The organism is Arthrobacter sp. KBS0703, from assembly GCF_002008315.2.
GTDB lineage: Bacteria > Actinomycetota > Actinomycetes > Actinomycetales > Micrococcaceae > Arthrobacter.
Window position 1 is genome coordinate 3,498,152 of the sequence record NZ_MVDG02000001.1, and the last position, 22,350, is coordinate 3,520,501.

Consider the following 22,350-nt stretch of genomic DNA (forward strand, 5'->3'; position numbering starts at 1 on the left):
TTGTCGATCGCATGGGGGGCTCCTCGTTGTGGGTTTCGCTGGGTCTTGGACGCCGCCTACTTCTGACGTCATCCGTACCCTCGCGCCGGCGGGTTTACACGCCGCCGCGGCAGTAGTTTCAGCGCTGGCGGCAGAGCGCCGACGCGCCGTATGGTGGCACCACGGACCGTACCCGCAGGACCTTGGTCCGCCCGGAAAGAGCCGAAGGGGCTGACGCCATGGGACACCTCAACGCCGATTTTGGCGGAGCACACATGACCGGGTTTGGAATTGGACCCGTGTTGGAGGAATTCACCGGGGTCTCGCGGATCGCCGTACTCCGCGGCGGCGGATTGGGCGATCTGATGTACGCCGTCCCGGCCGTCACGGCGTTGAAAGCGGCTTATCCGAAGTCCACGGTGACGCTGCTGGGCACGCCCATTCACGCCGAGCTTCTTGCCCAGGTTGAGAGTCCGGTGGATGAAACTGCCATCCTTCCGTTCGCGGAAGGTGTACGCCCCGGGCCCGTGATTGAGGAACATCAGGACGGGTTCATCGCCGCGATGCGCGCCCGAAATTTCGATCTCGCCGTCCAGCTGCATGGCGGCGGCCGCCATTCCAACCCCTTCCTGCTCCGGCTTGGCGCACGGCACACCGTGGGTGCCGGAACGCCGGACGCCGCCAGGCTGGAGCGCACCGTGCCCTACACGTATTACCAGCACGAGCCGCTGCGGGCGCTCGAGGTGGCGGGTTACGCCGGCGCGCCGCCGGTTGACCTCGAAGCCCGGCTGCGTCCCCGGCCGGAGTTCGAGAGGCAACTGGCCGTTAGCCTCGCGGGTGACACGCACACCGTGGTGGTGATCCACCCGGGCGCCACCGATCCCCGTCGGCGCTGGCCGGCCCAACGCTTCGCCGCCGTGGCCAGGCGGGCGGCCGACGACGGCTTCCGGGTTCTGGTAATCGGTGACCAGAGCGAACGGGAACTGGCAGAAACAGTGGTGGAACTCGCCGTCGGCCCTGTCCCGCCCGGAGCGGACGACGCGAGGGGCAGCAGTTCCGATCCGCCGGTGGCGTCGCTCGCCGGAAAACTGAGCCTGGGCGAGCTCGCGGGGCTGCTCGCCGGCTGCAGCGTGGTGGTGGCCAACGACAGCGGCCCCCGGCACTTGGCGCAGGCCCTGGGGACGCCGACGGTTGGCATCTTCTGGGCGGGCAATGCCATCAATGCCGCGCCGCTGGGCCGCAGCATGCACCGGATCCACCTTGGCTGGGCCACCCATTGCGCCGTGTGCGGGATCGACATCACCCAGGTGGGGTGGACCGCGCCGCGGTGCCGGCACGATGTGTCCACGGTGGAGACCGTGGCAGCCGACGCCGTCTACGAGGACGTCCTCCAGCTCACGGCCATGACCCCTCGTCCTCGTGGCAGATGAGCATCTCGCGTATTTCGCACCCGGCGGGCTGCGACAGCACGAAAAGGATGGCCTGTGCCACATTGGCCGGATCGTTCAGGCGGGAATCGTCCTGCGGCTTGTATTGCTCGGCGCGGTCGTCGAAGAAGCGTGTCTTCATTCCGCCAGGGATCATGGTGGTCACGCCGATCTCCCCTCCCGTCTCGGCCGCAAGGGAATGGCTGAAGCCCACCACTCCGAACTTCGACGCGCAGTAGGCGCTGGCCTCGGGCAACGCCCTCTTGCCCAGCGTGGAGGCAACGGTGACAACCCTGCCCCGGGACTGTTTCAGGTAGGGCAGTGCCGCGCGCACCACTGATACCGTGCCCAGGAGGTTGACGCCGATGACCCGTTCCCATTCGTCGGCGGCCACGTCCTCGAGTTTTCCGCAGCGGTCGATCCCGGCGGCGGTGACCACGGCATCCAGGCCGTCGAGCGTTTCGGCGGCCTGCTGCACCGCCTCGCTCACCGCGGCCCGGTCGGACACGTCAACCTCGAAGGCCTTCGCCGCCGCGACGTTCCGGATGTCCCGGTCCAGCACCACCGGGGTTCCGCCCGCCTTCAGGACAGCGTCGACGACGGCGGCGCCCAGGCCCGAGGCCCCGCCAGTGACGAGCACCCGTCCGGGCCGGATTGAGATGTGGTTCATGGTGTTCCTTTCAGGGGGTCGGGTTCAGTGTTCGTGTGGTTCGCGTGGGCAGCCCTGGTTGCACGGCAGCTCAGCCAGTTGCCGGGTTGCGCCGGCCTCAGCTCACTTTGGCAAGCGCGTCCGCCAATACGGAGGTGGAGCGGGCCTGGTGGTAGGGCACGGTCACGCAGCGCCCGCCCCAGCTCGCAACGAGGTCCGCCTCAGGCAGCAGTGACACCCGATAGTCTCCGCCCTTGACCCAGACGGCCGGCCGCAGCGCGTCGAGGCAGGCCTGCGGGGTGTCCTCCTCGAAAACCATCACAGCGTCCACGCATTCGAGGGCAAGGAGGAGCTCGGCCCTGTCCTGCTGGCTCACGATGGGCCTGGGTTCGCCCTTGATCCGGTGGACGGATGCGTCCGAGTTCAGGCAGACGATCAGGCAGTCGCCCAGGTCCCGGGCCGCTGCCAGGGTGCGGGCGTGGCCGGCATGCAGCAGGTCGAAGCAGCCCCCGGTCGCCACCACGGTTCCGCCGCTTGCCTGCACTCTCCGGGCCAGCGCCAGGGCGTCTTCGTCCCGGCTGTGGCGCCAGGCGGGACGGTGCCGGCTCGTAAGGTTCCCGCCGGAAGGGTCCCGGTCTGAAACGTAACTGTTGGAAAGGGCGGCCACTCCCCCGGCGGCCAGGAAGTCCGCGGCTTCGTGGATGGCCAGTTCGGCGGCGTCGTCGAGGCTGCGTCCCTCGGCAAGGCGGACGGCGAGGCTGGCCGCCAGCCGGTCCCCCGCCCCGCATGGATCGGCGACGTCGGCGGCGGCGCCGGGATGGCCCGCGGCGGGCGGTTCGGCGGCCGCATCAGCAGGCCTCCCCGCTCGCCCATGGTCACCAGAACGGCTTGGCTCCCCAGCGTTCCAGGAGGACGTTGCCCGCCTCGGCGATTTCAGCAGGTGTCACCGCTCGGGTGCCAGCGGCTTTGGCCGCTTCGGCCAGATTCGGTGTGGCCACCGCTATGCCTGGCACCGGCACGGCACCGGAGGATGCGGATCCCACACGATCGGAATGTCATCGGCGAGGTCGCCGAGGAGGGTCCGGAGCTCCGGGTTGGCGGCCAGGCCCCGGCCGTAATCGGCCACAACGATCGCGTCGGAGTCCTCGAGGGCCCGCAGCATGGCGGCGTCACCCGGGCACGTCCGGACGGCCGCAGGCCTCGTCGACCCGGAGCAGAGGGTAGCGGCCCGCCCGGATGCGGGTCTTCACCGGTGTGCGTGCGCCGGACGGTCCGGCCACCACCGTCAGGCGGCGAGCGTTCCCGCCAGTTCCAGCGATGCGTCGTCGGAGAGGACGGTCACGAGCGTGACGCGGTGTCCGTCCCGGGCGAGCATCCGGGCCACCAGGCGGCGCCGCCGGCTCGCCGTCGGGCATCGGTAAGGTCCACCACGGGCACGGGCGCGTCCGGGCACAACCGGGTTGCTTCGCCGGTCAGGTCCACGTCCAGCAGCACGTCTCCCACCACGGTGATCCTCATCAGCGGCCACCCCCGGAACCGTCCATGGGCGGCCGCGGCGAGCGACCTCCGCCTCGAACGCGCGGCACATCGCGTGGAGGGCGATGAGGTGGCCTTCCTGCGCGTTCGCCGAGACCGCGTCGACGGCCACGGCGTCATCGCAGCAGGAGGCCAGCGGATTCGGCGCCGGGCCAGTGAGCGCCCAGGTGGTTACGTTGAGCCGGGAAGCGGCTTCCACGGCGCGCAGCAGGTTAGGGCTCTGGCCGCTCGTGGAGAGAAGCAACAGGATGTCGCCGGACCTGCCGTGCGCGCGGACCTGCCGGGCGAACACTTCGGCGTACCCGTAGTCGTTGGCGACGGCCGTTACCGCGGAACTCTCCGCGTGCAGCGAGATGGCGGAAAAGGGCACCCGTTCGCCGTCGAACCTGCCCACGAGCTCGGCCGTCAGGTGCTGGGCCTCGGCAGCGGAGCCGCCGTTGCCCGCAGCCAGCAGCCGCTGCCCGCTGAGCAGCCGCTGAGCCAGCTGCACGCCCCATGCCGCCAGGCGGTCGGCCTGGCTTTCGAGTGACCGAAGGGCGGGCAGGACGTTTGCCAGGTGCGCCCTGACGGCCTCCCGCGACCCAATCGGGACGCCTGTGCCGGTGCCCGGCGTCACGCCGCCCGGCGCGACGGCCGGCGGCCCGGACGCCGCCGGCGCTCCAAAGGCCGCCGCCGTTCCGGCGTTCACGGACAACGGAGGAAGTTCGGCTTCCCGCAAGGACCATTCCGTCGTCACAGCGCCGCTCCTTCCATCGGTTCCAGCCTGGCGGCGCCGGCCATTCCAGCGATGGCCAGCCGGTAGGCCTTTTCGGTTTCCTCGGCCACGCGGTTCCAGGAATACCGGGCCCGTGCCCGCCGCTCCCCCGCCCGGCCCAGCTTGGTGCGGAGCCGGGGGCTGGCAAGAAGCGCAGCCAGCGCCCCTGCTATGGCCTCGGGGTTCCTGGGCGGCACGTGGAGGCCGGTTCCGCGGTCCACAACACTGTCCGTCAACCCGCCAACCGCGGCAGCGACCACCGGGATTCCGCAGGCCATGGCTTCAAGCGGAACGATGCCGAACGGCTCGTACCAGGGGGTGCACGCCACGGCGTCTGCGCTCCGGAAGATGCCCGGCATGGCGTCCCTCGGGACCTGCCCGCGCAGTTCCACCTGGCCGGCTACGCCCAGGCTGCGGGCGAGTTCGACCAACCTGCGGGCCTCGGGATCCCGGCCTCCGGTGCCGCCGCCGCCCACAATCAGAAGCTCGACGTCGGCGAACCCCAAGTCCTTCAAATGGGGCAGGGAGCGGATCACCAGGTCAACGCCTTTGCGGGGAACCAGCCGGCCCACCGAAAGGATGCGGTGCGCCCGGCGCTTGGCGTCGGCCGGGCCCTCACTGGAGAAGAGTTCCAGGTCGACGCCGCACGGGGCGATTGATACCGTGCGCGTGTCAATGCCCATGGCTTTCAGTTCGAAGGCTTCGTCGGAACAGGTGGCGATGATGCGGTCTGCCGCCCGGCCAAGGGACGGCTCAAGGAAGCGGCGTTCGGGCGGGCTCGTGTCATCAGCGCCCTGATGGCGGCGCTTGACAGTGCCCAGCGCGTGGAACGTCTGCACCACGGGAACCCCGGAACCGGCCGGCCCGCGGCGCGCGGCGTCAAGGGCGGCGACGCCCGACATCCAGAAATGTGCGTGGACCACATCAGGTGCGGCCTCCGCCCAGTCCTCCGCTATCGCGTCCGCGAGAGCGCCCATGAAGGGCAGCAGATCGTCCTTGGGTACATAGGCGGCCGGGCCGGCATCGACGTGGACCACCTCCAGCCCGGGCTGCACGCGAACCCGCGTGGGCAAGTCCGGTGCATCGCGCCTCGTGTACACCGTGACGCGGTGCCCGCGCCTGGCCAGCGCACCGGACAGCGCCGCAACGTGGACGTTCTGGCCGCCCGCGTCCACTCCGCCGAGCGCGGCAAGCGGGCTGGCGTGTTCTGAAATCATGGAGATCCTCACGTGGCATTCCTCTCTCGCGCCGGGGCAAGGGCCACCGGTCCGGGCCCCTTCAAAGATCCGTTCCGTGTCCGGCTCCCCAGCGCGGCCAGCATTTCGTCCCAGTCCGCCAGGAACCGGTCAAGACCGTAGCGTTCCAACACCGCTTCCCGTGCCGCCATGCCGCGCCGGCGGGCCTCCTCCGGATCGTTGACGAGCAGCGTGGCGCACCGGAGGAGCTCCTCAACGCTGGTCGAGATGGCGCCCGCCTCCGGTGGCACGGCCCTCGCCGCTTCGGTGGTGGCCAGGGCCAGCACCGGCATGCCCAGGTGCATCGCCTCCAGCAGCGCCAGGCCCAGCGACGTCCAGCGCAGCGGATGCAGGTATACCCGGCAGCAGGCGAGTTCCCGGTGCAGCTCTCCGGTCGGGAGGTCTCCCCGGACCCTGAGCCGCGACGGCGGGATGCCGCTAGTGGCCGGAAGCCCGGCGCCGCCCATCCCGAAGACCTGGAGCGGTGCCGCTGCCGCAAATCGGGGCAGCAGGTCCGTGCCGGTCACGCGCCCCCGGCGGACCGGTTCGTTCACCACCACGCCGAGCTCCGCGAGTTCGCCGCTGTAGAGGTAGCCCGGATCCGCGATGCCGTGCTCGATGACGGTGGTGGGGGCCCTGCCGCTGTCCCAGAAGAGCCCGTTGAAGTGCGTCACGTGGACAAGCGGTATCTCCCGCTGCTCAGCGAGCGGATGCTGGGTGAACGGGATATCTCCCTTGGGCGTGTTGTGTTCCACGAAGACGGCCGGCAGGTCGACGCCGGGTCGCCGCCGCAGGACCCGCCGCACCTCGTCTGCCTCCCCGGGGCGCTGGAGGACGACGGCGTCAACGCTGTCCGCGTCCAGCTCCGCCAGCGCCACCTCCCGCACTGACGCGGGCCAGTTCCTGCCGGCCCGTCCGAGGCCCCACGGACCGCCTTCGGGCAGGACGGGCAGCAGGTACTCGTGTCTGCCGCGGACGAACGCGTCCGTCCATGACCCGTGGACGTGCCATAGGAGGACTCTCACGGCCGGCGAACCTTTCTCCGGGTGCTGAGCGAGGACACTCCGCGCAGCAGGCGCTCGACCGCGTCAACCACGTTTTCCGGGGAAACCGACCCCAGGCACGGGTGCCCCGGCACCGGACACTCGCGTGCCCGGCTGAGCCTGCACGGCGCGTTCTGGTCGCCGAGCAGTTCCAGCGGAACGCCGTACGGCGCCCACCGGATGGCCGGCACAACCGGTGCGAAGAGGCTCACCACGGGGGTTCCGACTGCGGCCGCCAGATGCGCGGGGCCGGTGTTTCCGGCGACCACCACCCCGGCGTTGGCCAGGACTCCGGCGAGGGCAGCCAGGCCGGTACGACCGCCCAGATCGATCGCCGACCGTCCCGCCACGATGGCGGTGAGCTGCTGCTCGCCGGGCCCTCCGGTCACTACTACCCGGTGACCGGCCCGTTCGAGCAGTTCCACGGCAGCCGCATGATGCAGCGGCGGCCAGGACCGCGCCGCTACTGTTGCGCCCGGATGCACCACGACGTAGGGGTCGCTCCCCACCAGGTCCCGGACGTCCGGTGGCTCCTTCACCATGAGCTTGCCGTCGTCGCCGGGCCCCAGACGAAATCCGGCAGCCAGGGCGATGCCCAGCGCGCGCACAGGCTCGGGCTGGTCTTCGGGGAAGTCTTCTCCGGGCTTCAGCCGGACGTCGAGCAGCGATCCGGCGTAGTCCGTCGAGGCACCCGTGATGCGCTCCACCCCGGCCAGCCGGAGCAGGAGCGCCAGCGGAAGCGGGGACTGATGGAAGGAGGTGAGGATGACCGCCTCGATGATCCTGGAATTGCGGACATAGTCCACCAGGGTGTCCACGTGGGGACCCGTCAGACGCGGCGCGGGATTACTGATCCAGGGGCCGTCCCACGCGAAAATATCGGAGACTTGGGGCAGCAGCCAAGCCGCGGACTTTCCCTGCGCTCCGCAGAGCACGACGACGTCGTTGGGACTGCCGCCGTCGGCCCGCCGTCCGTGGGCCACTGCCCGGACGGCGGGTCCCGCCAACAGGACATCGCCCACGCTGTCCAGCCGGGCCACCAGCACCCTGCTCACAGCGGATCCGCGAGCAACAGGGCGACGGCGTGCGCCAGATCGTGGGCGACCTCGCGGGCGGCGGCGATTTCCTCGGCCCGTGTCAGCGGAGTGGGAACCAGGACACCCCGGGCTCCGGCCGCCCGTGCCGCCTCGATGTCGCTGCCGATGTCGCCGATGAACGCCGCCTCCGAGGGGTCAATGCCCAGCCGGCTGCACGCGCTGCGGATCATTCCGGGGGCCGGTTTGCGGCAGGGGCAGCCGTCCTCGGCGGCATGCGGGCAGACTTCCCAGACGTCGAAGGGGCCGAGCAGTTGCTCCACCCTCGCGTTCACGCTTTCGACCTGCCGGCTGGTCAGGATGCCCCGGGCGATGCCGGACTGGTTGCTCAGCACACCGGTTGCCAGGCCGCGGCTGCGCACGGCGTCGAGCCCGTCACGCGCCGCGGGGAACGGCTCCACCCTAAGGGGATCGCCGTTGTAGGGCACGTCCACAACCAAGGTTCCGTCCCGGTCGAACAGCACGGCTTTGAGTGGGGAAGCATTGCCTGCCATACCCCCTCCGTTCCCCGTCCGGGCTGGGCCTAAACAGCCTGCGGGACACTTCTTCGGGCTAGACTCCTCGGCAGGCGGCCCGCCCGGGCTGTCGGCGGCGAAGGAGGCCAAGCGGTGGAGGCGTCGAACAGCGGCCCGGACCGGCCGCTGCTGCTGGTACTGAGGGCACTGAAGCTGGGCGACCTGCTGGTCGCTGTGCCGGCGCTCCGTGCGCTGCAGCGGGCCTACCCTGACCACCGGCTGGTGTACGCCGCTCAGGGCTGGCTGGAGGAGGCACTGGAACTGGTGGGCGGGTACGAACTGCTGCCCACGCACGGACTGGACGTCCCGATTCCCATCGAACCCGGCCGGGTTGACGTGGCGGTGAACCTCCACGGCTGCGGGCCGGAGAGTGAAGCGCGCCTCTCGGCCCTGGCGGCACACACGGTAATCGGACACCGGACCGCGGCCAGGCCGGGCCCGCGGTGGGTCGACGGGATCCACGAGCGCGAGCGGTGGACCCGGCTGCTCCGGTGGCACGGCATCGAAGCCGACTCCGCCGACTACAGGCTTCACCCTCCGGCGGTGGCCAGCCCCTGCCCGGGTGCAACGGTCCTGCACGTCGGCGCCGCGTACGGCAGCCGGCTGTGGCCCGGGGAGCGCTTCGCCGGGGTCGCCAGGAAGCTGGCCGCGGAAGGGCACCAGATAGTCTTCACCGGCAGCACCGCGGAGCGTCAGCGGGCAGTCGAGGTGGCACACATGGCGGGACTCGGTGAAGACGTCGTTTTGGCGGGCCGTCTTCGGCTGTCCGAATTTGCGGCCTGCATTGGGGAAGCCGGGCTGGTGATCTCAGCGGACACCGGCGCGGCCCACCTTGCCTCCGCCTACTCCCGGCCCTCGGTAGTGCTGTTCGGCCCCGCGCCGGTGGAGGCCTGGGGCCCGCCGCCGGGCCCGCACGTTGTGCTTACCGATGCCCGGGTTCGCCGGGGCGACGCGTTCGCAGCCACACCGGACCCCGCGTTGCTGGCGGTGACCGTGCAGGATGTGCTTGCGGCGGCGCGCGAGCTCCGGCCGGCCTGATCGTCCTCTGCCAGCAGCCTGCGCTGCAGCCGCACGAGGATGCGCGCCAGGCGCCGCGATACCTGCATCTGGGAGATCCCGAACCGCCTGCCGAGATCAGCCTGGGTCACCTCCTCGAAATACCGCAAATACAGCAGTTCGCGGTCGTCGGGGTCAAGCTCCAGGATCGCCTCGTTCAGGCAGAGCAGGTCCTCCAGATGCTCGATCGGTGCCTCGGGCGAGACCAACACCTCCGCCATCGACGGACCGCCCCAAGGATCGGCGGTGTCCAGCGAATACGGATGCATGCTGCTGGCCGCCGCGTGGGCCTCCCGGACGTCCTCCGGGCTGACGCCGAGTTCGTGCGCCAGTTCCTCGGTTGAAGGAACGCGGCCGAGTGCCTGGGTAAGGTCCGGCACGGTGCGAAGCAATTGCGTCCGCACGTCCTGGACGCGCCGCGGGGGCCGCACGGTCCAGCAGCGGTCCCTCAGAAACCGCTTCAGTTCACCGCTGATGGTCGGGGCGGCGTACGCCGGAAAGCTCTCGCCCTTTTCCTTGTCGAAGCCCCTGGCTGCCTTGATCAGCCCCAGGTACGCGACCTGGACCAGATCGGAGCGCTCCCTGCCGCGCGCGGCAAAGCGTGACGCTAGGGACTCGGCAAGGTCGAGGTAGTTCAGCACCAGCTCATTTTGGACCGCGTCATGGACGCCGCCCGCCCCCGGGGCAGGATGCCTGTCACGACGCTCAGCGGACCGGGCGCCGGCGCCGTCGTAGTGGAGATCTGCAGTGGGCACCGGTGTCACGGTCACGGCCATTAGTGGAGGATTCTCTGGCATTGTCGTCGGATTCCTTCGACCTGGATCTCTAGAAAGCCTGCGGCAAGACTTAGGAGAAGGAAATCATAAGTGTACTTATAAAACAACGGTCCCATGCATCCCGGGCAAGCCCCCTCGGAACAGTCACATACTGATTTGCGGCTCATAATGCCCAAAAGAACCGCAAATAGGGGAATATGGGAGCATGCCGAAATTTCGAGTGTCAGAAGCAGCGCGTTTTCTCGGGGTCAGTGACGACACCGTACGGCGCTGGACGGAGAGCGGGATCCTGACGCCGGGCAAGGATGAGTCCGGCCGCCTGGCCGTGGATGGACTGGAACTCGCCCACCTCGCCCGCGACCAGGCGCAGCTGCCCGGGGACCCCACCCGCGTGGGCAGCTCGGCCCGCAACCGCTTCGTCGGCCTTGTCACCGGCATCACGGCCGACAAAGTCATGGCGCAGGTCGAGCTTCAATGCGGCCCGTTCCGCGTTGTGTCCCTCATGAGCAGCGAGGCCGTGCGGGAACTCGGGCTTGAGCTCGGATCCGTCGCTACCGCCGTCGTCAAAGCCACCACCGTCATCATCGAAACACCCCGAGGAAAGAGCATCGTATGAGGATCACCCGCACACGGCTCGCCGCAGTGCCTGTCTCTTATGCCCGGCGCGCTGGCCGCGGGCCTGTCCGGCTGCGCCTCCGGCACTACGAGCCCGGCTGCGGGCGGCTCGGCCAACGCCAGCGAGGCCGCCCGAAAGTCCGGCACCATCACTGTCTTCGCCGCGGCGTCCCTGAAGTCGACCTTCACCAAGCTGGCCAGCGACTTCGAGGTCAAGAACCCCGGGACCAAAATCACGCTGAACTTCGCCGGATCCTCGGACCTGGTCACGCAGATCAGCCAGGGCGCCCCGGCCGACGTCTTCGCTTCCGCCGACACGAAGAATATGACCAAGCTTTCCGAGGCGAAACTCATCGACGGGACCGCCAGCAACTTCGCCACGAACGTCCTCGAGATCGCCGTCCCGCCGGCCAACCCGGCGTCGATCAGCTCCTTTGCCGATCTGGCCAAGCCGGGGGTGAAGGTGGTCGTCTGCGCCCCCCAGGTCCCGTGTGGCGCTGCCACCGACAAGGTCGAACAGGCTACCGGCACTACCCTGGAGCCGGTCAGCGAAGAGTCCTCCGTCACCGACGTCCTGGGCAAGGTCACCTCCGGCGAGGCTGATGCCGGGCTCGTCTACGTGACCGATGTGACAACCGCCGGCGGCAAGGTCAAGGGCATCCCTTTCGCCGAGTCGGGCAAGGCCGTGAACACGTACCCGATCGCCACCGTCGGCGCGAGCAAGAACAAGGACCTGGCCGCCGCCTTTATCGCCATGGTCACCGGCAGCGAGGGCAAGAAAGTGCTGAACGACGCCGGATTCGGCACCCCCTAATTCGGCACCCCGTAAGGACGGCATGAACCGACGCAGCGGCACCGGCTACACCGGCATCCCGCCATGGATTTACGCCATCGCGGCGGCAGGAGCACTTTTTGTCCTGCTGCCGCTGGTGGCCATGGTGGCCAAGGTCAACTGGCCGCAGTTCATCCCGCTGATCACATCCGAATCCTCAGTCACGGCCCTGGGCCTGAGCCTGCGGACGTCAGCCGGAAGCACTGCCCTGTGCGTCATCTTTGGCGTGCCCTTGGCACTGGTCCTGGCCCGGAACCGGTTCCCCGGCCAGCGGCTGCTCCGGGCCTTCGTCCTGCTGCCCCTGGTCCTGCCTCCCGTCGTGGGAGGCATCGCCCTGCTCTACACGTTCGGACGCCAGGGCCTCCTTGGCAAGAACCTCGAACTCGCCGGAATCCAGATCGCCTTCTCCACCACCGCCGTCGTCCTTGCCCAAACGTTCGTCGCACTGCCGTTCCTCGTGGTCAGCCTCGAGGGCGCCCTGCGCACCGCCGGCAACAAATACGAGGCCGTCGCCGCAACGCTCGGGGCGCGCCCGTCCACCGTGCTGCGCCGCGTCACCATCCCGCTGGTCCTGCCCGGCCTGGCCTCCGGCGCGGTTTTGTCGTTCGCACGCAGCCTGGGGGAATTCGGGGCCACCCTTACCTTCGCCGGCAGCCTTCAAGGCGTGACCCGAACCCTCCCGCTGGAGATCTACCTGCAACGGGAGACCGACGCCGATGCCGCCGTCGCGCTCTCCCTCGTCCTTGTTGCCGTGGCCGTCACAGTCGTCGGACTCTCCTACCGTCGCCCCCGCAGCGGGGCACTGCCGGAAAGGGCGCCGCAATGACGTTTCAGCTGGATGCCAGCCTTGCGGCACGAGGCTTCGATGTCTCCCTCAGCCTGGGGCCGGCCGAGACCGTCGCCGTCCTCGGCCCCAACGGCGCCGGCAAGTCAACGCTCCTCGCGATCATCGCCGGCCTGCTGCGCCCCGACACCGGCAAGGCATCGATCGGGGACGAGGTACTCTTCGACCTGGCGGCCGGCCGGACCGCCTGGAGTGCTCCGCACAGCCGGGGCACGGCGCTCCTGGCCCAGGAGGCCCTGCTGTTTCCGCACCTGAGCGCATTGGACAACGTCGCGTTCGGACCGCGCAGCGCCGGCGCCTCCAGCGCCGAGGCCCGCGCCACAGCAATGCACTGGCTGACCGAGGTCGACGCCGAATCCCTCGCCTCACGACGACCCGGACAGCTCTCGGGGGGACAAGCCCAGCGTGTTGCCGTTGCCCGCGCCCTGGCCGCCGACCCCGAACTGCTGCTCCTCGACGAGCCCATGGCTGCCCTGGACATCCACGCCGCCCCGCTGCTCCGCCGTCTCCTCAAGCGCGTCCTTGCCGGCCGCAGGGCCATCATCATCACCCACGACATCCTTGACGCCCTGATGCTGGCAGACAGGGTGATCGTCCTTGAGGACGGCCGGATCAGTGAGCAAGGACCCACGCGTGACGTCCTCGAAAAGCCGCGCAGCCGGTTCGCGGCAGGACTGGCCGGCTTGAACCTCGTGACCGGGATTGTCGGCGACCACGGCATCACCACTCCCCAAGGACAGTTTGTCGCCGGCAACTCCGCCGACACCATCGCCTCCGGGCAGGACGGCGTTGCGGCTTTTCCGCCCTCGGCAGTGTCCGTGTTCCTCACGGCGGAGCACGGCAGCCCGCGCAACTCATTCCGCGTCGCCATCACGGACCTCGAGCCGCACGGCGACCAGATCCGCGTCCACGGAGGCGGCCTGTCCGCCGACATCACACCGGCCGCGTCGGCCGACCTCGGACTGACGCCCGGCATGACCGTCTACTTTGTCATCAAGGCAGCCGCCATCGCCATCTACCCGGCCTAGGCAGCTGCCGCCTCAGGACGGGGAGCCCCGGACACCTTCCCCCAGCGCCAGCAGGGAAGAGCCGGGGCACGGAATAGCCGGCCGTGGCGAATCCGGGCGGCCCGCTACTCCCGCGGGTTGGTCCGCCGCGTGTCCGCATCGGTTCGCGGATCCCGGTCCGCGTCAACGTCGCGCCCAGCGTCCGCGTCAGCCCGCCGGCCGCCGTCCTCATCCACGTCCGGGTCCAGGGCATTGGCCTTGTGAAGGTGCTTCTCGGAGTCCGTCCGGAAGCCCTGCGCCTCAGCCTGCCGCTGCTCGGCCTGCTGGCGGAGCCTTGCCGCCTCAACCTGGGCCTTCTCGGCATCGGCTTTGGCACGCATGGCCTGGGCTTCATTTTCACGGGCCTGAAGTTCCGACTCCTCAGCTTTGCTGCGGATTTCGGCCGCATGCTGACGGTTCTGCTCATCGCGCTTCTGCCGGAACGCTTCCCTGCGCCTGCGGTTCATGAGCAGAACAATGAGTGCGATGACGACAATGACAACGACGATCCAAATCCAGACGGTTGCATCCACCGTGGATCCACCTCTCTCCCTATCCAGCACCGGCCGGCCATGTGCGCGTACAGCGGGTTGCACCTGAACGCGCGACCAATTGAACTAGCGGCAATCGTGGTACTTACAATCTAATAGTAATCATGCTTACTATTTAGGGCCAGCAATGCCGGGTGGTGATCCGCGGCCCACCTTCTTCGAGAGAGAGCGGCGATGAAAGACGACCAACAGCTTCCGGAGGACGGCCCTGAAGCGCCCGGGGACACAGGCACTCCGGCCAGCGTGCCTCCCCACGTCCCCAACCCGCTGAATTCCACCCAACTGGCCGAAAGTCCAGCATCCGGCACGGGGATGGCTGATGATCCGCTCGCCGGAAAGCAGCCGGCCGACGACCCTTCGGGCAGCGACCCGCTCACCCTCGACCGCAGGAACGCCGCCCGCCCGCAGGGTGAGTGACGACGGAAAGGATGGCCTCATGGCCCCGAACGAAGCCCCCGACACCAGTACGGCCAAAGCGGCCACAGCGCCGGCCCCGGACGACGAACGCAAGCCCGACAGCCCGTCGGACGTCACCAAACCGTCGTGGAAGTACATCGCCCGCAAGACGCTCCGCGAGTTTACGTCGGACCAGTGCCCCGACCTCGCGGCCGGCCTCACCTACTATGGCGTCCTATCGCTGTTCCCGGCACTGCTCGCACTGGTTTCGCTGCTGGGGATCTTTGGCCAGCCGGAAAAGACGACGGCGGCACTCCTCGACATTGTGCAGGGCATCGCGCCCGGTTCCACCGTGGACATGATCCGCCAGCCTATTGAGGAACTCACCAGGTCCCCCGCCGCCGGGTTCGCCCTGGTGATCGGGCTCGCGACGGCTCTTTGGTCCGCTTCCGGGTATGTGGGCGCGTTCGGCCGCGCCATGAACCGGGTTTACGAAATCGATGAAGGCCGCGGGTTCGTCAAGCTCAGGGGGACGATGCTCGGAGTTACGCTTCTTGCCGTCGTCATCGCGGCGCTCCTGGCGGCAATGCTGGTGGTCAGTGGCCCGGTGGCCGAAGCTGTGGGCGGCGTCCTGGGGCTCGGCGGCGTGTTCCTGACGGTCTGGAACATTGCGAGGTGGCCGGTTATCCTCCTGCTGGTCATCGTGATCATTGCCGTGCTCTACTACGCCACTCCCAATGTCAGGCAGCCGAAGATCCGGTGGATGAGCATTGGCTCCGTCATTGCCTTGATGGCGTTCGTGCTCGCCTCCGTCGGGTTCGGGTTCTATGTGGCCAACTTCAGCAGCTACGACAAGACGTACGGTGCGATCGGCGGCGTCATTGTGATGCTGCTGTGGCTGTGGATCCTGAACATGTCCCTCCTGTTTGGCGCGGAGTTTGACGCCGAAATGGAGCGCGGCAGGCAGCTGCAGGCGGGCATCGAGGCGGAGGAAACGATTCAGCTGCCGCCCCGCGATACCAAGAAGAGCGACAAACTCCAGGAGAAGGAAGAAGAGGACATCCGGCGCGGACGGGAACTGCGCGAGAAGTACAGCGAGGAAGGCGGCGCCGGGGCGGACGACGACGGCGGGAACCGCCGCGCAGGCGCGGCCCCGGACCGCGGCGGCCGGTCAGCCGGGCGCGACAGCCACTGTCTCTTATACACATCTAGATGTGTATAAGAGACAGCCCCCAGCGTCCGCAGGTACGCTCCGAAGCCGTGGGGTGCCCGCGCGGAGGTCCGCCCCGATGTCACCACACGGATGGTATCGGTGGCCACCACCGCGAATCCGCGCCGCCGCAGCCGGCCCACCAGGACGCTGTCCTCCGAGGACGGTATTTCCGGAAAGCCTCCGGCCAGCAGGTACGCCGACGCCCTGACGCCCAGGTTGGCTCCGTACACATGGGGGTGGCGCTCTTGAACGGGATGCCGGCTGCGCCACCTCCGGAGGACTTCAGGATCCATGCCGCGGGGATCCGGCTCGACGGAACCCAGCACCACGTCCCAGCCGGCATCGGCCAACTCGAGCTGGCGCCATAGCCAGTTCTCCGGGACACGCGAATCGGCGTCCGTGCTGGCCAGCCAGATGCCGCCCAGGCCCGGGCGTTCCGGGCCTGGGCTTTCCGGGATGGTGTTTTCCAGGCGCGGCGGGCCGTGGCCAAGGGCGGCCGCCACTCCGGCGGCCCTGCTGGCGCCGGCGTTGCGGAAGGTTTGGTGCAGCACGCTGAACCGCTCGTCTGTTGCGGCGATGCGGGCAGCGATGTCAGCCGAACCGTCGGTGCAGTGGTCCAGGACCACGGTGATTCCGACGGTGACTGAGGGCCGCCGTTCGGCCAGTGCCTGCGCTGCCGCCTGGAGCGCACGGAGGGCGTGCTCGATGTGGTATTCCTCGTCATGGGCCGGCATCACCACCTCAACCCTGCGGACCGGCGGCCGCACCGGCTCAGGGCTCATCCGAAGCCTCCGGCGTTATTCAACGGATCCGGCCTCACTCGGCGGCTCCGGCGCAAGGAACGTTTCGATCACAAAATCACGCTCCCGGTACAGGCCGGCGGTGGGCCATCCGAGCCGGTGACGTGCCCGCGCGTGGACGCCATCGCCGTCGAGCTCCCAGCCGGAAATGGGATGCCTCCAATGGCACAGCAGCAGGGTCCCGCCGGGGGCCAGCGATCCGACGATCCTCGTGAACAGCCCGTCGAGCTCCAACGGCGCAAGGTAGTAGCCCACTTCGGACAGCACGATCAGGTCGAAGCCGCCGTCCGGCCAGTGCTGCGGAACCGTGAGCTGCCTGGCCTCGGCGGCGGCAAAGGGTGCCAGCCGCTGGGCCGCCCTGGCCCTGTCTCTTATACACATCTAGATGTGTATAAGAGACAGGACCGTCCGCACCGCCCGGCTAGCTCCGCGCTCAAGGTGCCGATCGAGCAACCCACTTCCAGCCCGGCTGTCTCTTATACACATCTGGGCAGCGAGCGTCAGCGCCCGCTTGCGCTGCTCATACCAGCTGACGTCGTACCCCCACGGGTCATCGGCCCGGCGATGCAGGGCATCAAAGACGCCCTCGGCGTCGCGGGCGCCCAGCGTTCCGGATACCGGAGGAAGCCAGGAGAACACCTCGAAGGGGCGTTCAAAGTGCGCCAGGAAATGGTCCGCCAGGAGCGCCTCGTCCCCAGGCCGCTCGGACAGGGGTTCCAGCTGCGAGGCGTGGGTCCGCAGGGCGCCCTGTTTCGCCCGCTGTTCCTCGGCGCCCAGCGGCAGCCGCACCCAGCGGCGCCATTCCGGGTGTTCCGGAGTTGCCCAAAGCCAGTACCAGATGGGATATTCCAGCAGCCCGTGGCCGCCCGCCTGCGCGAGTTCGGCCGCGATAGCGCCCAGCGTGTCGTGGTCCGGGTGCCCGTCGGAGCGGTAGGGGGCAACAATCACCAGCCGCTCAGCCGGGCCGCGGTGCCGGCCGATGGCGTCTTGAGCGTGCCGCGCTATCTCCCCGCGGTGTTCTGCCAGCCGGCCGTCCGGAAGCTCCAGGAACTGCCAGCCGCCCGTGGGCCGGAGCACGGACATCGCGCGCCCGAACTCTTCGAGCCGGACCGCGGCCAGCTGCTCCGGCGTGGTGGTCGGAGAGACCGGATGGGACGCCTCCCCCGCGGTACACAACAGCACCTCCGCCTCGGCACCTGCCGCCTTCAGCCGCGCCAGCAGGCCGCCTGCTCCAAGCGTTTCGTCGTCCGGGTGGGCTGCAAGGAGGATGAATGCCGTGCCGGCCAGCTCGCCCTGGTCCAGCGGCAACTCGCCCAGCGTGGCCAGCCCGGCCGCCTCCCAGGCTGATTCGTCCGTGCCGGCGTCAGTGTGCGAAAAGCTCACCACTCGTGCTCGCCCTTGAGCGTGAGGGCGCCCAGCTGCGCGTCGTCCCGCAGGGCATGGTGCTGCCGGACGTACAGCGACAGGTCCGCCATGCACTTGCCATACCGCTCGTCGAACGCCAGCGGCCCGGGTCCCAGGTTCTGGCTCACCAGGAGCTGGACGCGTTCGACGGCGGCAGCAACGGTCCCGCGGACCCGGAGCGCCTCGCTCCACGCGCCGGAACTCCTGCCCGGTTCTTCCGGCAGTTCCCCATGTCCCGGGCGGGCGTCGATGAGTTCTGCAGTCCGGGCAAGATACTGGAGGGCGGATGTGAGGATCCGGTCCACTTCGCCGAGGCTCGCGAGCGCCACCTGGTCAGGTTCCCGCTGGGACTGTGCCCCGCGTATCAGGGCTGCCTTGAAATGCCGGCCCAGCGCCACCGCGCCGCCCAGCCAGCACGCGGCGACCCCCATGCCGCCCCAGGCGAAGCCCGGGCGCTGGAAATACCAGCCGTCTCCGCCCAGCGGCACCGCCGGAACACGGTCGAAGTGGACGGTTCCACTGGGTATTTCCCGCAGGCCCCGGCTTGTCCATTCCGGGTCGACGCAGGTCACACCGGCATCCCTGAGGTCTATGGCGAAAGCGGCCCGGCCGCCTGATTGCGTATGTGCCGTCACGACGGCATGGTCCACGAACTGCGCCAGCGAGCACCACGGTTTAGACCCGCTGAGGCGCACGCCGCCGTGTTCGCCGCCGTGTTCGCCGTCGGATGGTTCGCCGCCGGACTGGGGCACGGCGGTAAGGCGTGTGCCCGGGGCCTCGGCGGCAAAGACGCCCCAGGTTCCGGTGAAGGAGTCTGCGGCCCTTGCCTGGGACAGGATGGCGCCGGCGTCCAGATGGGGTTCCAGGATGCGGCCCGCAGCCACGTCAATCGCAGCTACGGAGGCCAGGAGTTCCCACAGCCGGGCTGTCTGGCCTTCTCCCGGCTTGGGAGCGAACCGGCCCGCCTGATTGGCTGCGGCCAGGAGTGCCGGTACGTCCCCCACGGCAGCGGCCATCGCCTCCAGGGTGGTGTCCAGCTCCGCCAGCTGCTTCGGGGAGGAACTGATGCCAACTGCCTGCCAGGGGCGGTGCGGCGGGGTCATGCACTGCTCGCTGACATCGCGCGCTGCAGCTCGACCAGGTCGGCGACGACCCTTTGAGGGTTGGCGGCCAACGCCTGGGATGCTTTCATCTCTTCCTCCGCTGCAGTATGCCAGGGACCGGCCGCCTGCGGCCGGGACCATCATTCCAAGCATACTTAGCTTCGGCGCCGCAGGCCGCGCGCGCTGCACGGTTTCCGCCCGGTTCCGGGCGCCGGGACGCTCCTCGGTCCGGCTGCCGGTGGTGTCCGGCTGTTCCTAGTGCCCGGCCGGCCACAGCACGGTGGCCTGAACGTTTCCCACCGGCACGCTGCCGTATGTCCGTGAGTCGATGGACCCGGCCCGGTTGTCGCCGAGGACAAAAACGTGGCCGGCGGGCACCGTGACCGGCCCAAAATACGTACCGTCGATCCGGCTGTGGTCAATGCCCGGTTCGGGCTGCGGTACGCCGTCCACCACCAGCACTGAGTCCTCGATTGCCACCGTCTGGCCCTGGAAGGCAATGGCACGCTTAATTGCAGGGCTGCCGTCCTCCGGACTCGTGAACACCACAAGATCGCCGGCCCTGAGTCCGCCCAGGACCGGCCCTGGCTTGAATATCAGCACAGTGCTCCCCCGGGGCACTGCCGGTTCCATGCTTTCCGAGCTGACCGTCACCGGCTCCACTACCCACAGGCGCGCGGCCAGCACGGCCGCCGCCAGCAGGGCCGCCGTCGTGATTTTCTTTCCCCGCCGGGAATCGGTCACGACGGAGCTCCTTTCGTATGCTGCCAGGAGCATGACCGGGCCGTCTTGGAAAAAACCGGAGCCGCCAGCAGGCCCGCAGGGGCTGATTTGGCGCCACCCCTATTTAGGCCCCCTCAAATCGATGGTCTAACCCCGCAGGCCGGGAAGGACCCTCCCGACCCCCTCGCTGGGCGGTCCAGAGACCTGCGAAGAGGCCGGTCCCGGGAAATTCCCAAGTCCCTGCCCGCACGCTTGTCATTGTCCTGAACCGGACGGTGGCCGCCGCCGGTGACGGACCAGGACCGCCGGGTCCTGTGCCGTATCCCCATCGGCACCAGACCCGGCGTCCGCCCAAGAACGGCCTGCGGAGCCATATTTCCGCCTCAGCGGCTGGTTTTATCCGACTTTTATCCAAGGTCTTTAGTTCACTTTGAAATTGGTCGGGAATGACTTTCTGGCCTGGCCTTGAGGGTACTGGGGGCCACAAATCGAGTGTCCATCTAAGGAGTCACCATGTTCTCGCAATCCGTGAAACGGCCGATGATGCCGGACGGAACAAACCGCATCGAACCCGCCCACCGCCGGTCCACGCCGACCGCCGCGGCACGTCTCGCCCCTGTTGCTGCGGGGGCCCTGTTGGCCGCCGCACTCGCACCGCTGGGCGCGGTTCCGGCCGGCGCCGAAACGGCCGGAATGGGTCCCGTGGATTCGGCCAACGGCTTCCCCACCTGGTATTCGGACGGAACCGTCAAGCTGCAGTTGTGCTACATCGCCAACAGCGGGTGCCTCACCGAGCCGCCAGACCCGAACTCGCCGGCGTCCTACCCGGACAACTTCCCGGATGAGGCCTTCTGGTTCAATGCCGAGGCCAGCGGCGGGAATCTCGGTCTCTACGAGGCTGCCCTTGAGGCAGCCCACGTTAACGGGCCTGTGGTCGACGGCGACCAGATGGGATTCGGCCGGCTGCGGTTCCGGCTGAACAACCTCGTGGCGGGAGCCTCGTACACCATCACCCACCCCTACGGCGTCCACACCTTCACGGCAGCAGCGGACCCGCAGGATCCGAGCCTGGGTGAAATCAACGTGACCCTCGATGAAGGCTGCACTCCGTCCGCTACGGCTGCCTGTGACTGGGCCAGCGTCGGTGCTTCATTCCTTGGCGACTTCGCCTCGGGATCCACCGCCACCTTCCTCCGCCAGGACGGCGCCGCCGCCGGAACATTGGGCGACATCAATACCGCCAGGACCGTCACGGGCGCCCCGTCCGGCACCAACGCCGTCATCGTGACAGGCCCTGATGCTGGCGGCTCCGGAGTCGACACGCTCACGGTCAACACGTTCACTGTCCAGGGGCTCATAGACGGAGCTTCAGACGGCGCACCGTCCGCTCCCGACCTGGCGGCGGCCAGCGACACCGGCCGTTCCTCGACGGACAACGTCACCCGTGTGACAACACCGACCATCACCGGGACGCTTCCAGCCGGCGCGTCCGGACCCGTTCAGTTGATTGTCGACGCCGGCGCCCCCCGGGCGACAACGCTTTCCGGCTCCACCTACTCCGCAACGCTGGCGGCCCTGCCGCAGGGCGTTCACCGGGTGCAGTCCCGCATCACCAATCCGGCCTTCGCAGCCGATCCCACCCAGCCGCAGTTCCTAGTCTCCTCGACGCTGACGTTCACGGTGGACACCACTGCGCCCGGCGTTTCCGTCACGGCGCCGTTCCCGTCAACACCGAGCTTGGACAACACGCCCACGCTTAGCTTCTCGGGTGAAGCCGGGGCAAGGTTCGAATGCCAGCTGCAGCCCAGCAACCCCATTTGGGATGCCACCTGCGCCTCACCCAGGACCTGGGATGCACAGGCCAACGGCACGTACGTCTTCAACGTTCGGGCCACGGATGCGGCCGGAAACGTCAGCGCCCTCGCAAGCCGCACTGTGCAGATCGGGCAGGGCACGGCGGCCGCCGCCACGCCCAAGCTTCAGGACTTCAATAGCGACGGCCGGGCGGACATCGTGTCCAGGGACACTGCCGGAAGGCTTTGGCTCTACCGGGGCAACGGAACCGGCGGCTTCCTCCCCAGGCTCCAGATCGGCAACGGCTGGGGCAGCATGACCGCCATGGTCAGCACCGGCGACTTCAATGGTGACCGCAAAGCGGACATCGTGGCCCGGGACTCCGCTGGTGCCCTCTGGCTCTACCGCGGCAACGGCGCAAGCGGCTTCACCGGACGCGTCCAGATCGGCAACGGCTGGACCGGGTTGAACAACATCGTCGCCCCCGGCGACTTCAACGGCGACCGCAAGCCCGACCTGGCAGCACGGGATGCCGCCGGAAACCTGTACCTTTACCTCGGCAATGGCACGGGCGGCTTCCTCGGACGGACCCAGATCGGCAACGGCTGGAACACGATGAATGCCATCGTGGCTACCGGTGACTTCAACAGCGACGGCAAGGCCGACCTGGCCGCCCGCGATACGGCCGGAAACCTCTGGCTCTACCGTGGCAACGGCTTCGGATCGTTCCTCGGCAGGGTCCAGATCGGATCCGGCTGGAACGGCCTGAGCGTTGCCGGGACGGGGGACTTCAACGGCGACCGTCGGGCTGACCTGACGGCCCGCGATGCTGCCGGAAACCTGATTCTCTACCGTGGCAACGGGGCGACCGGCTTCCTCGGCAAGGCCCAGATCGGCACGGGCTGGAACACCATGAACGCCATCATGTAGCACCGGCATTCTGAGTTCCGACGCAGCACCGCCCG

22 protein-coding genes and 3 pseudogenes are annotated in these 22,350 nt (G+C 68.7%); 9 read left to right on the forward strand and 16 right to left on the reverse strand.

The window, feature by feature from the left end; translation table 11 throughout:
• Nucleotides 1-218: 218 nt before the first annotated feature.
• Entirely contained in the window at nt 219-1,409 is a 1,191-nt protein-coding gene (locus tag B1A87_RS16240; protein ID WP_078029122.1) for a glycosyltransferase family 9 protein, read from the forward strand.
• Here the strand turns inward: B1A87_RS16240 and B1A87_RS16245 are convergent.
• From B1A87_RS16245 to B1A87_RS16275, 9 genes and pseudogenes are all read right to left on the reverse strand, one after another.
• Nucleotides 1,375-2,076: an SDR family oxidoreductase gene (locus tag B1A87_RS16245; protein WP_078029121.1), complete on the reverse strand. Its 702-nt coding sequence runs from the start codon at nt 2,074-2,076 to the stop codon at nt 1,375-1,377. The two genes, B1A87_RS16240 and B1A87_RS16245, sit on opposite strands and share 35 nt — an antisense overlap.
• Nucleotides 2,077-2,173: 97 nt before the next feature.
• Nucleotides 2,174-2,722, reverse strand: coding sequence for an adenylyltransferase/cytidyltransferase family protein (locus tag B1A87_RS24715; protein ID WP_313902487.1), 549 nt, complete (start codon nt 2,720-2,722; stop codon nt 2,174-2,176).
• Nucleotides 2,723-2,930: 208 nt separating this feature from the next.
• A complete protein-coding gene (locus B1A87_RS24720; RefSeq protein WP_313902488.1) occupies nt 2,931-3,053 on the reverse strand; it encodes a hypothetical protein in 123 nt (40 codons plus the stop codon).
• 2 nt (nt 3,054-3,055) lie between these two features.
• Entirely contained in the window at nt 3,056-3,217 is a 162-nt protein-coding gene (locus B1A87_RS24725) for a hypothetical protein (RefSeq protein WP_313902489.1), read from the reverse strand.
• A 390-nt stretch (nt 3,218-3,607) separates the two neighbouring features.
• Nucleotides 3,608-4,327 (reverse strand): annotated as a pseudogene (locus B1A87_RS16255) (SIS domain-containing protein); the annotation flags it as partial.
• Complete coding sequence (locus B1A87_RS16260) at nt 4,324-5,574, reverse strand: glycosyltransferase (RefSeq protein WP_078029119.1); 1,251 nt, start codon at nt 5,572-5,574, stop codon at nt 4,324-4,326. The pseudogene B1A87_RS16255 and the gene B1A87_RS16260, both read right to left, overlap by 4 nt.
• Nucleotides 5,571-6,605, reverse strand: coding sequence for a glycosyltransferase (locus B1A87_RS16265; protein WP_078029118.1), 1,035 nt, complete (start codon nt 6,603-6,605; stop codon nt 5,571-5,573). The genes B1A87_RS16260 and B1A87_RS16265 overlap by 4 nt, the downstream gene beginning before the upstream one ends.
• The gene (locus B1A87_RS16270; RefSeq protein WP_144275846.1) at nt 6,602-7,678 is read right to left on the reverse strand and encodes a glycosyltransferase family 9 protein; all 1,077 of its coding nucleotides are present in this window, start codon (nt 7,676-7,678) and stop codon (nt 6,602-6,604) included. The genes B1A87_RS16265 and B1A87_RS16270 overlap by 4 nt, the downstream gene beginning before the upstream one ends.
• Nucleotides 7,675-8,211, reverse strand: coding sequence for an HAD-IIIA family hydrolase (locus B1A87_RS16275; protein WP_078029117.1), 537 nt, complete (start codon nt 8,209-8,211; stop codon nt 7,675-7,677). The genes B1A87_RS16270 and B1A87_RS16275 overlap by 4 nt, the downstream gene beginning before the upstream one ends.
• Nucleotides 8,212-8,325: 114 nt before the next feature.
• On the opposite strand from B1A87_RS16275, the gene B1A87_RS24115 reads away from it, so the two are divergent.
• Nucleotides 8,326-9,270: a glycosyltransferase family 9 protein gene (locus tag B1A87_RS24115; RefSeq protein WP_144275847.1), complete on the forward strand. Its 945-nt coding sequence runs from the start codon at nt 8,326-8,328 to the stop codon at nt 9,268-9,270.
• Between the two features lie 26 nt (nt 9,271-9,296).
• Here the strand turns inward: B1A87_RS24115 and B1A87_RS16285 are convergent.
• Nucleotides 9,297-10,085, reverse strand: a pseudogene (locus B1A87_RS16285) (sigma-70 family RNA polymerase sigma factor); the annotation flags it as partial.
• Between the two features lie 184 nt (nt 10,086-10,269).
• Here B1A87_RS16285 and B1A87_RS16290 point away from each other — a divergent pair.
• Genes B1A87_RS16290 through B1A87_RS16305 form a run of 4 tightly spaced genes read left to right on the forward strand, consistent with a single transcriptional unit; the run spans nt 10,270 to nt 13,383 of the window.
• Nucleotides 10,270-10,680 (forward strand): molybdopterin-binding protein, encoded by a 411-nt coding sequence (locus B1A87_RS16290; protein WP_078029114.1) that lies wholly within the window; start codon nt 10,270-10,272, stop codon nt 10,678-10,680.
• Nucleotides 10,681-10,719: 39 nt separating this feature from the next.
• Nucleotides 10,720-11,493, forward strand: coding sequence for a molybdate ABC transporter substrate-binding protein (modA, locus tag B1A87_RS16295; RefSeq protein ID WP_144275849.1), 774 nt, complete (start codon nt 10,720-10,722; stop codon nt 11,491-11,493).
• Between the two features lie 22 nt (nt 11,494-11,515).
• Nucleotides 11,516-12,337, forward strand: coding sequence for an ABC transporter permease (locus B1A87_RS16300; RefSeq protein WP_078029112.1), 822 nt, complete (start codon nt 11,516-11,518; stop codon nt 12,335-12,337).
• Nucleotides 12,334-13,383 carry a sulfate/molybdate ABC transporter ATP-binding protein gene (locus B1A87_RS16305; RefSeq protein WP_078029111.1) on the forward strand — a complete coding sequence of 350 codons (1,050 nt, stop codon included), beginning with the start codon at nt 12,334-12,336 and terminating at the stop codon, nt 13,381-13,383. The genes B1A87_RS16300 and B1A87_RS16305 overlap by 4 nt, the downstream gene beginning before the upstream one ends.
• Nucleotides 13,384-13,487: 104 nt before the next feature.
• On the opposite strand, the gene B1A87_RS16310 is transcribed toward B1A87_RS16305, so the two are convergent.
• Entirely contained in the window at nt 13,488-13,934 is a 447-nt protein-coding gene (locus B1A87_RS16310; RefSeq protein WP_078029110.1) for a hypothetical protein, read from the reverse strand.
• A 192-nt stretch (nt 13,935-14,126) separates the two neighbouring features.
• Between B1A87_RS16310 and B1A87_RS16315 the strand changes: the two genes are divergently transcribed.
• The gene (locus B1A87_RS16315; RefSeq protein ID WP_078029109.1) at nt 14,127-14,369 is read left to right on the forward strand and encodes a hypothetical protein; all 243 of its coding nucleotides are present in this window, start codon (nt 14,127-14,129) and stop codon (nt 14,367-14,369) included.
• A 19-nt stretch (nt 14,370-14,388) separates the two neighbouring features.
• A complete protein-coding gene (locus B1A87_RS16320) occupies nt 14,389-15,570 on the forward strand; it encodes a YihY/virulence factor BrkB family protein (RefSeq protein ID WP_221937590.1) in 1,182 nt (393 codons plus the stop codon).
• Nucleotides 15,571-15,842: 272 nt separating this feature from the next.
• Here the strand turns inward: B1A87_RS16320 and B1A87_RS24120 are convergent.
• The 5 genes and pseudogenes from B1A87_RS24120 to lepB form a co-directional block, all read right to left on the reverse strand.
• Nucleotides 15,843-16,343 (reverse strand): annotated as a pseudogene (locus tag B1A87_RS24120) (glycosyltransferase); the annotation flags it as partial.
• Between the two features lie 15 nt (nt 16,344-16,358).
• Nucleotides 16,359-16,742 (reverse strand): class I SAM-dependent methyltransferase, encoded by a 384-nt coding sequence (locus B1A87_RS24730; protein WP_313902490.1) that lies wholly within the window; start codon nt 16,740-16,742, stop codon nt 16,359-16,361.
• Nucleotides 16,743-17,744, reverse strand: coding sequence for a PIG-L family deacetylase (locus B1A87_RS16330; RefSeq protein ID WP_313902491.1), 1,002 nt, complete (start codon nt 17,742-17,744; stop codon nt 16,743-16,745).
• Nucleotides 17,741-18,868 (reverse strand): hypothetical protein, encoded by a 1,128-nt coding sequence (locus B1A87_RS16335; protein WP_078029107.1) that lies wholly within the window; start codon nt 18,866-18,868, stop codon nt 17,741-17,743. The genes B1A87_RS16330 and B1A87_RS16335 overlap by 4 nt, the downstream gene beginning before the upstream one ends.
• Before the next feature lie 255 nt (nt 18,869-19,123).
• Nucleotides 19,124-19,612, reverse strand: coding sequence for a signal peptidase I (gene lepB / locus B1A87_RS16340; RefSeq protein ID WP_260680898.1), 489 nt, complete (start codon nt 19,610-19,612; stop codon nt 19,124-19,126).
• 492 nt (nt 19,613-20,104) lie between these two features.
• Here lepB and B1A87_RS16345 point away from each other — a divergent pair, with 492 nt between their 5' ends.
• Entirely contained in the window at nt 20,105-22,315 is a 2,211-nt protein-coding gene (locus tag B1A87_RS16345) for a VCBS repeat-containing protein (protein ID WP_078029105.1), read from the forward strand.
• The last annotated feature ends 35 nt before the right edge of the window (nt 22,316-22,350 follow it).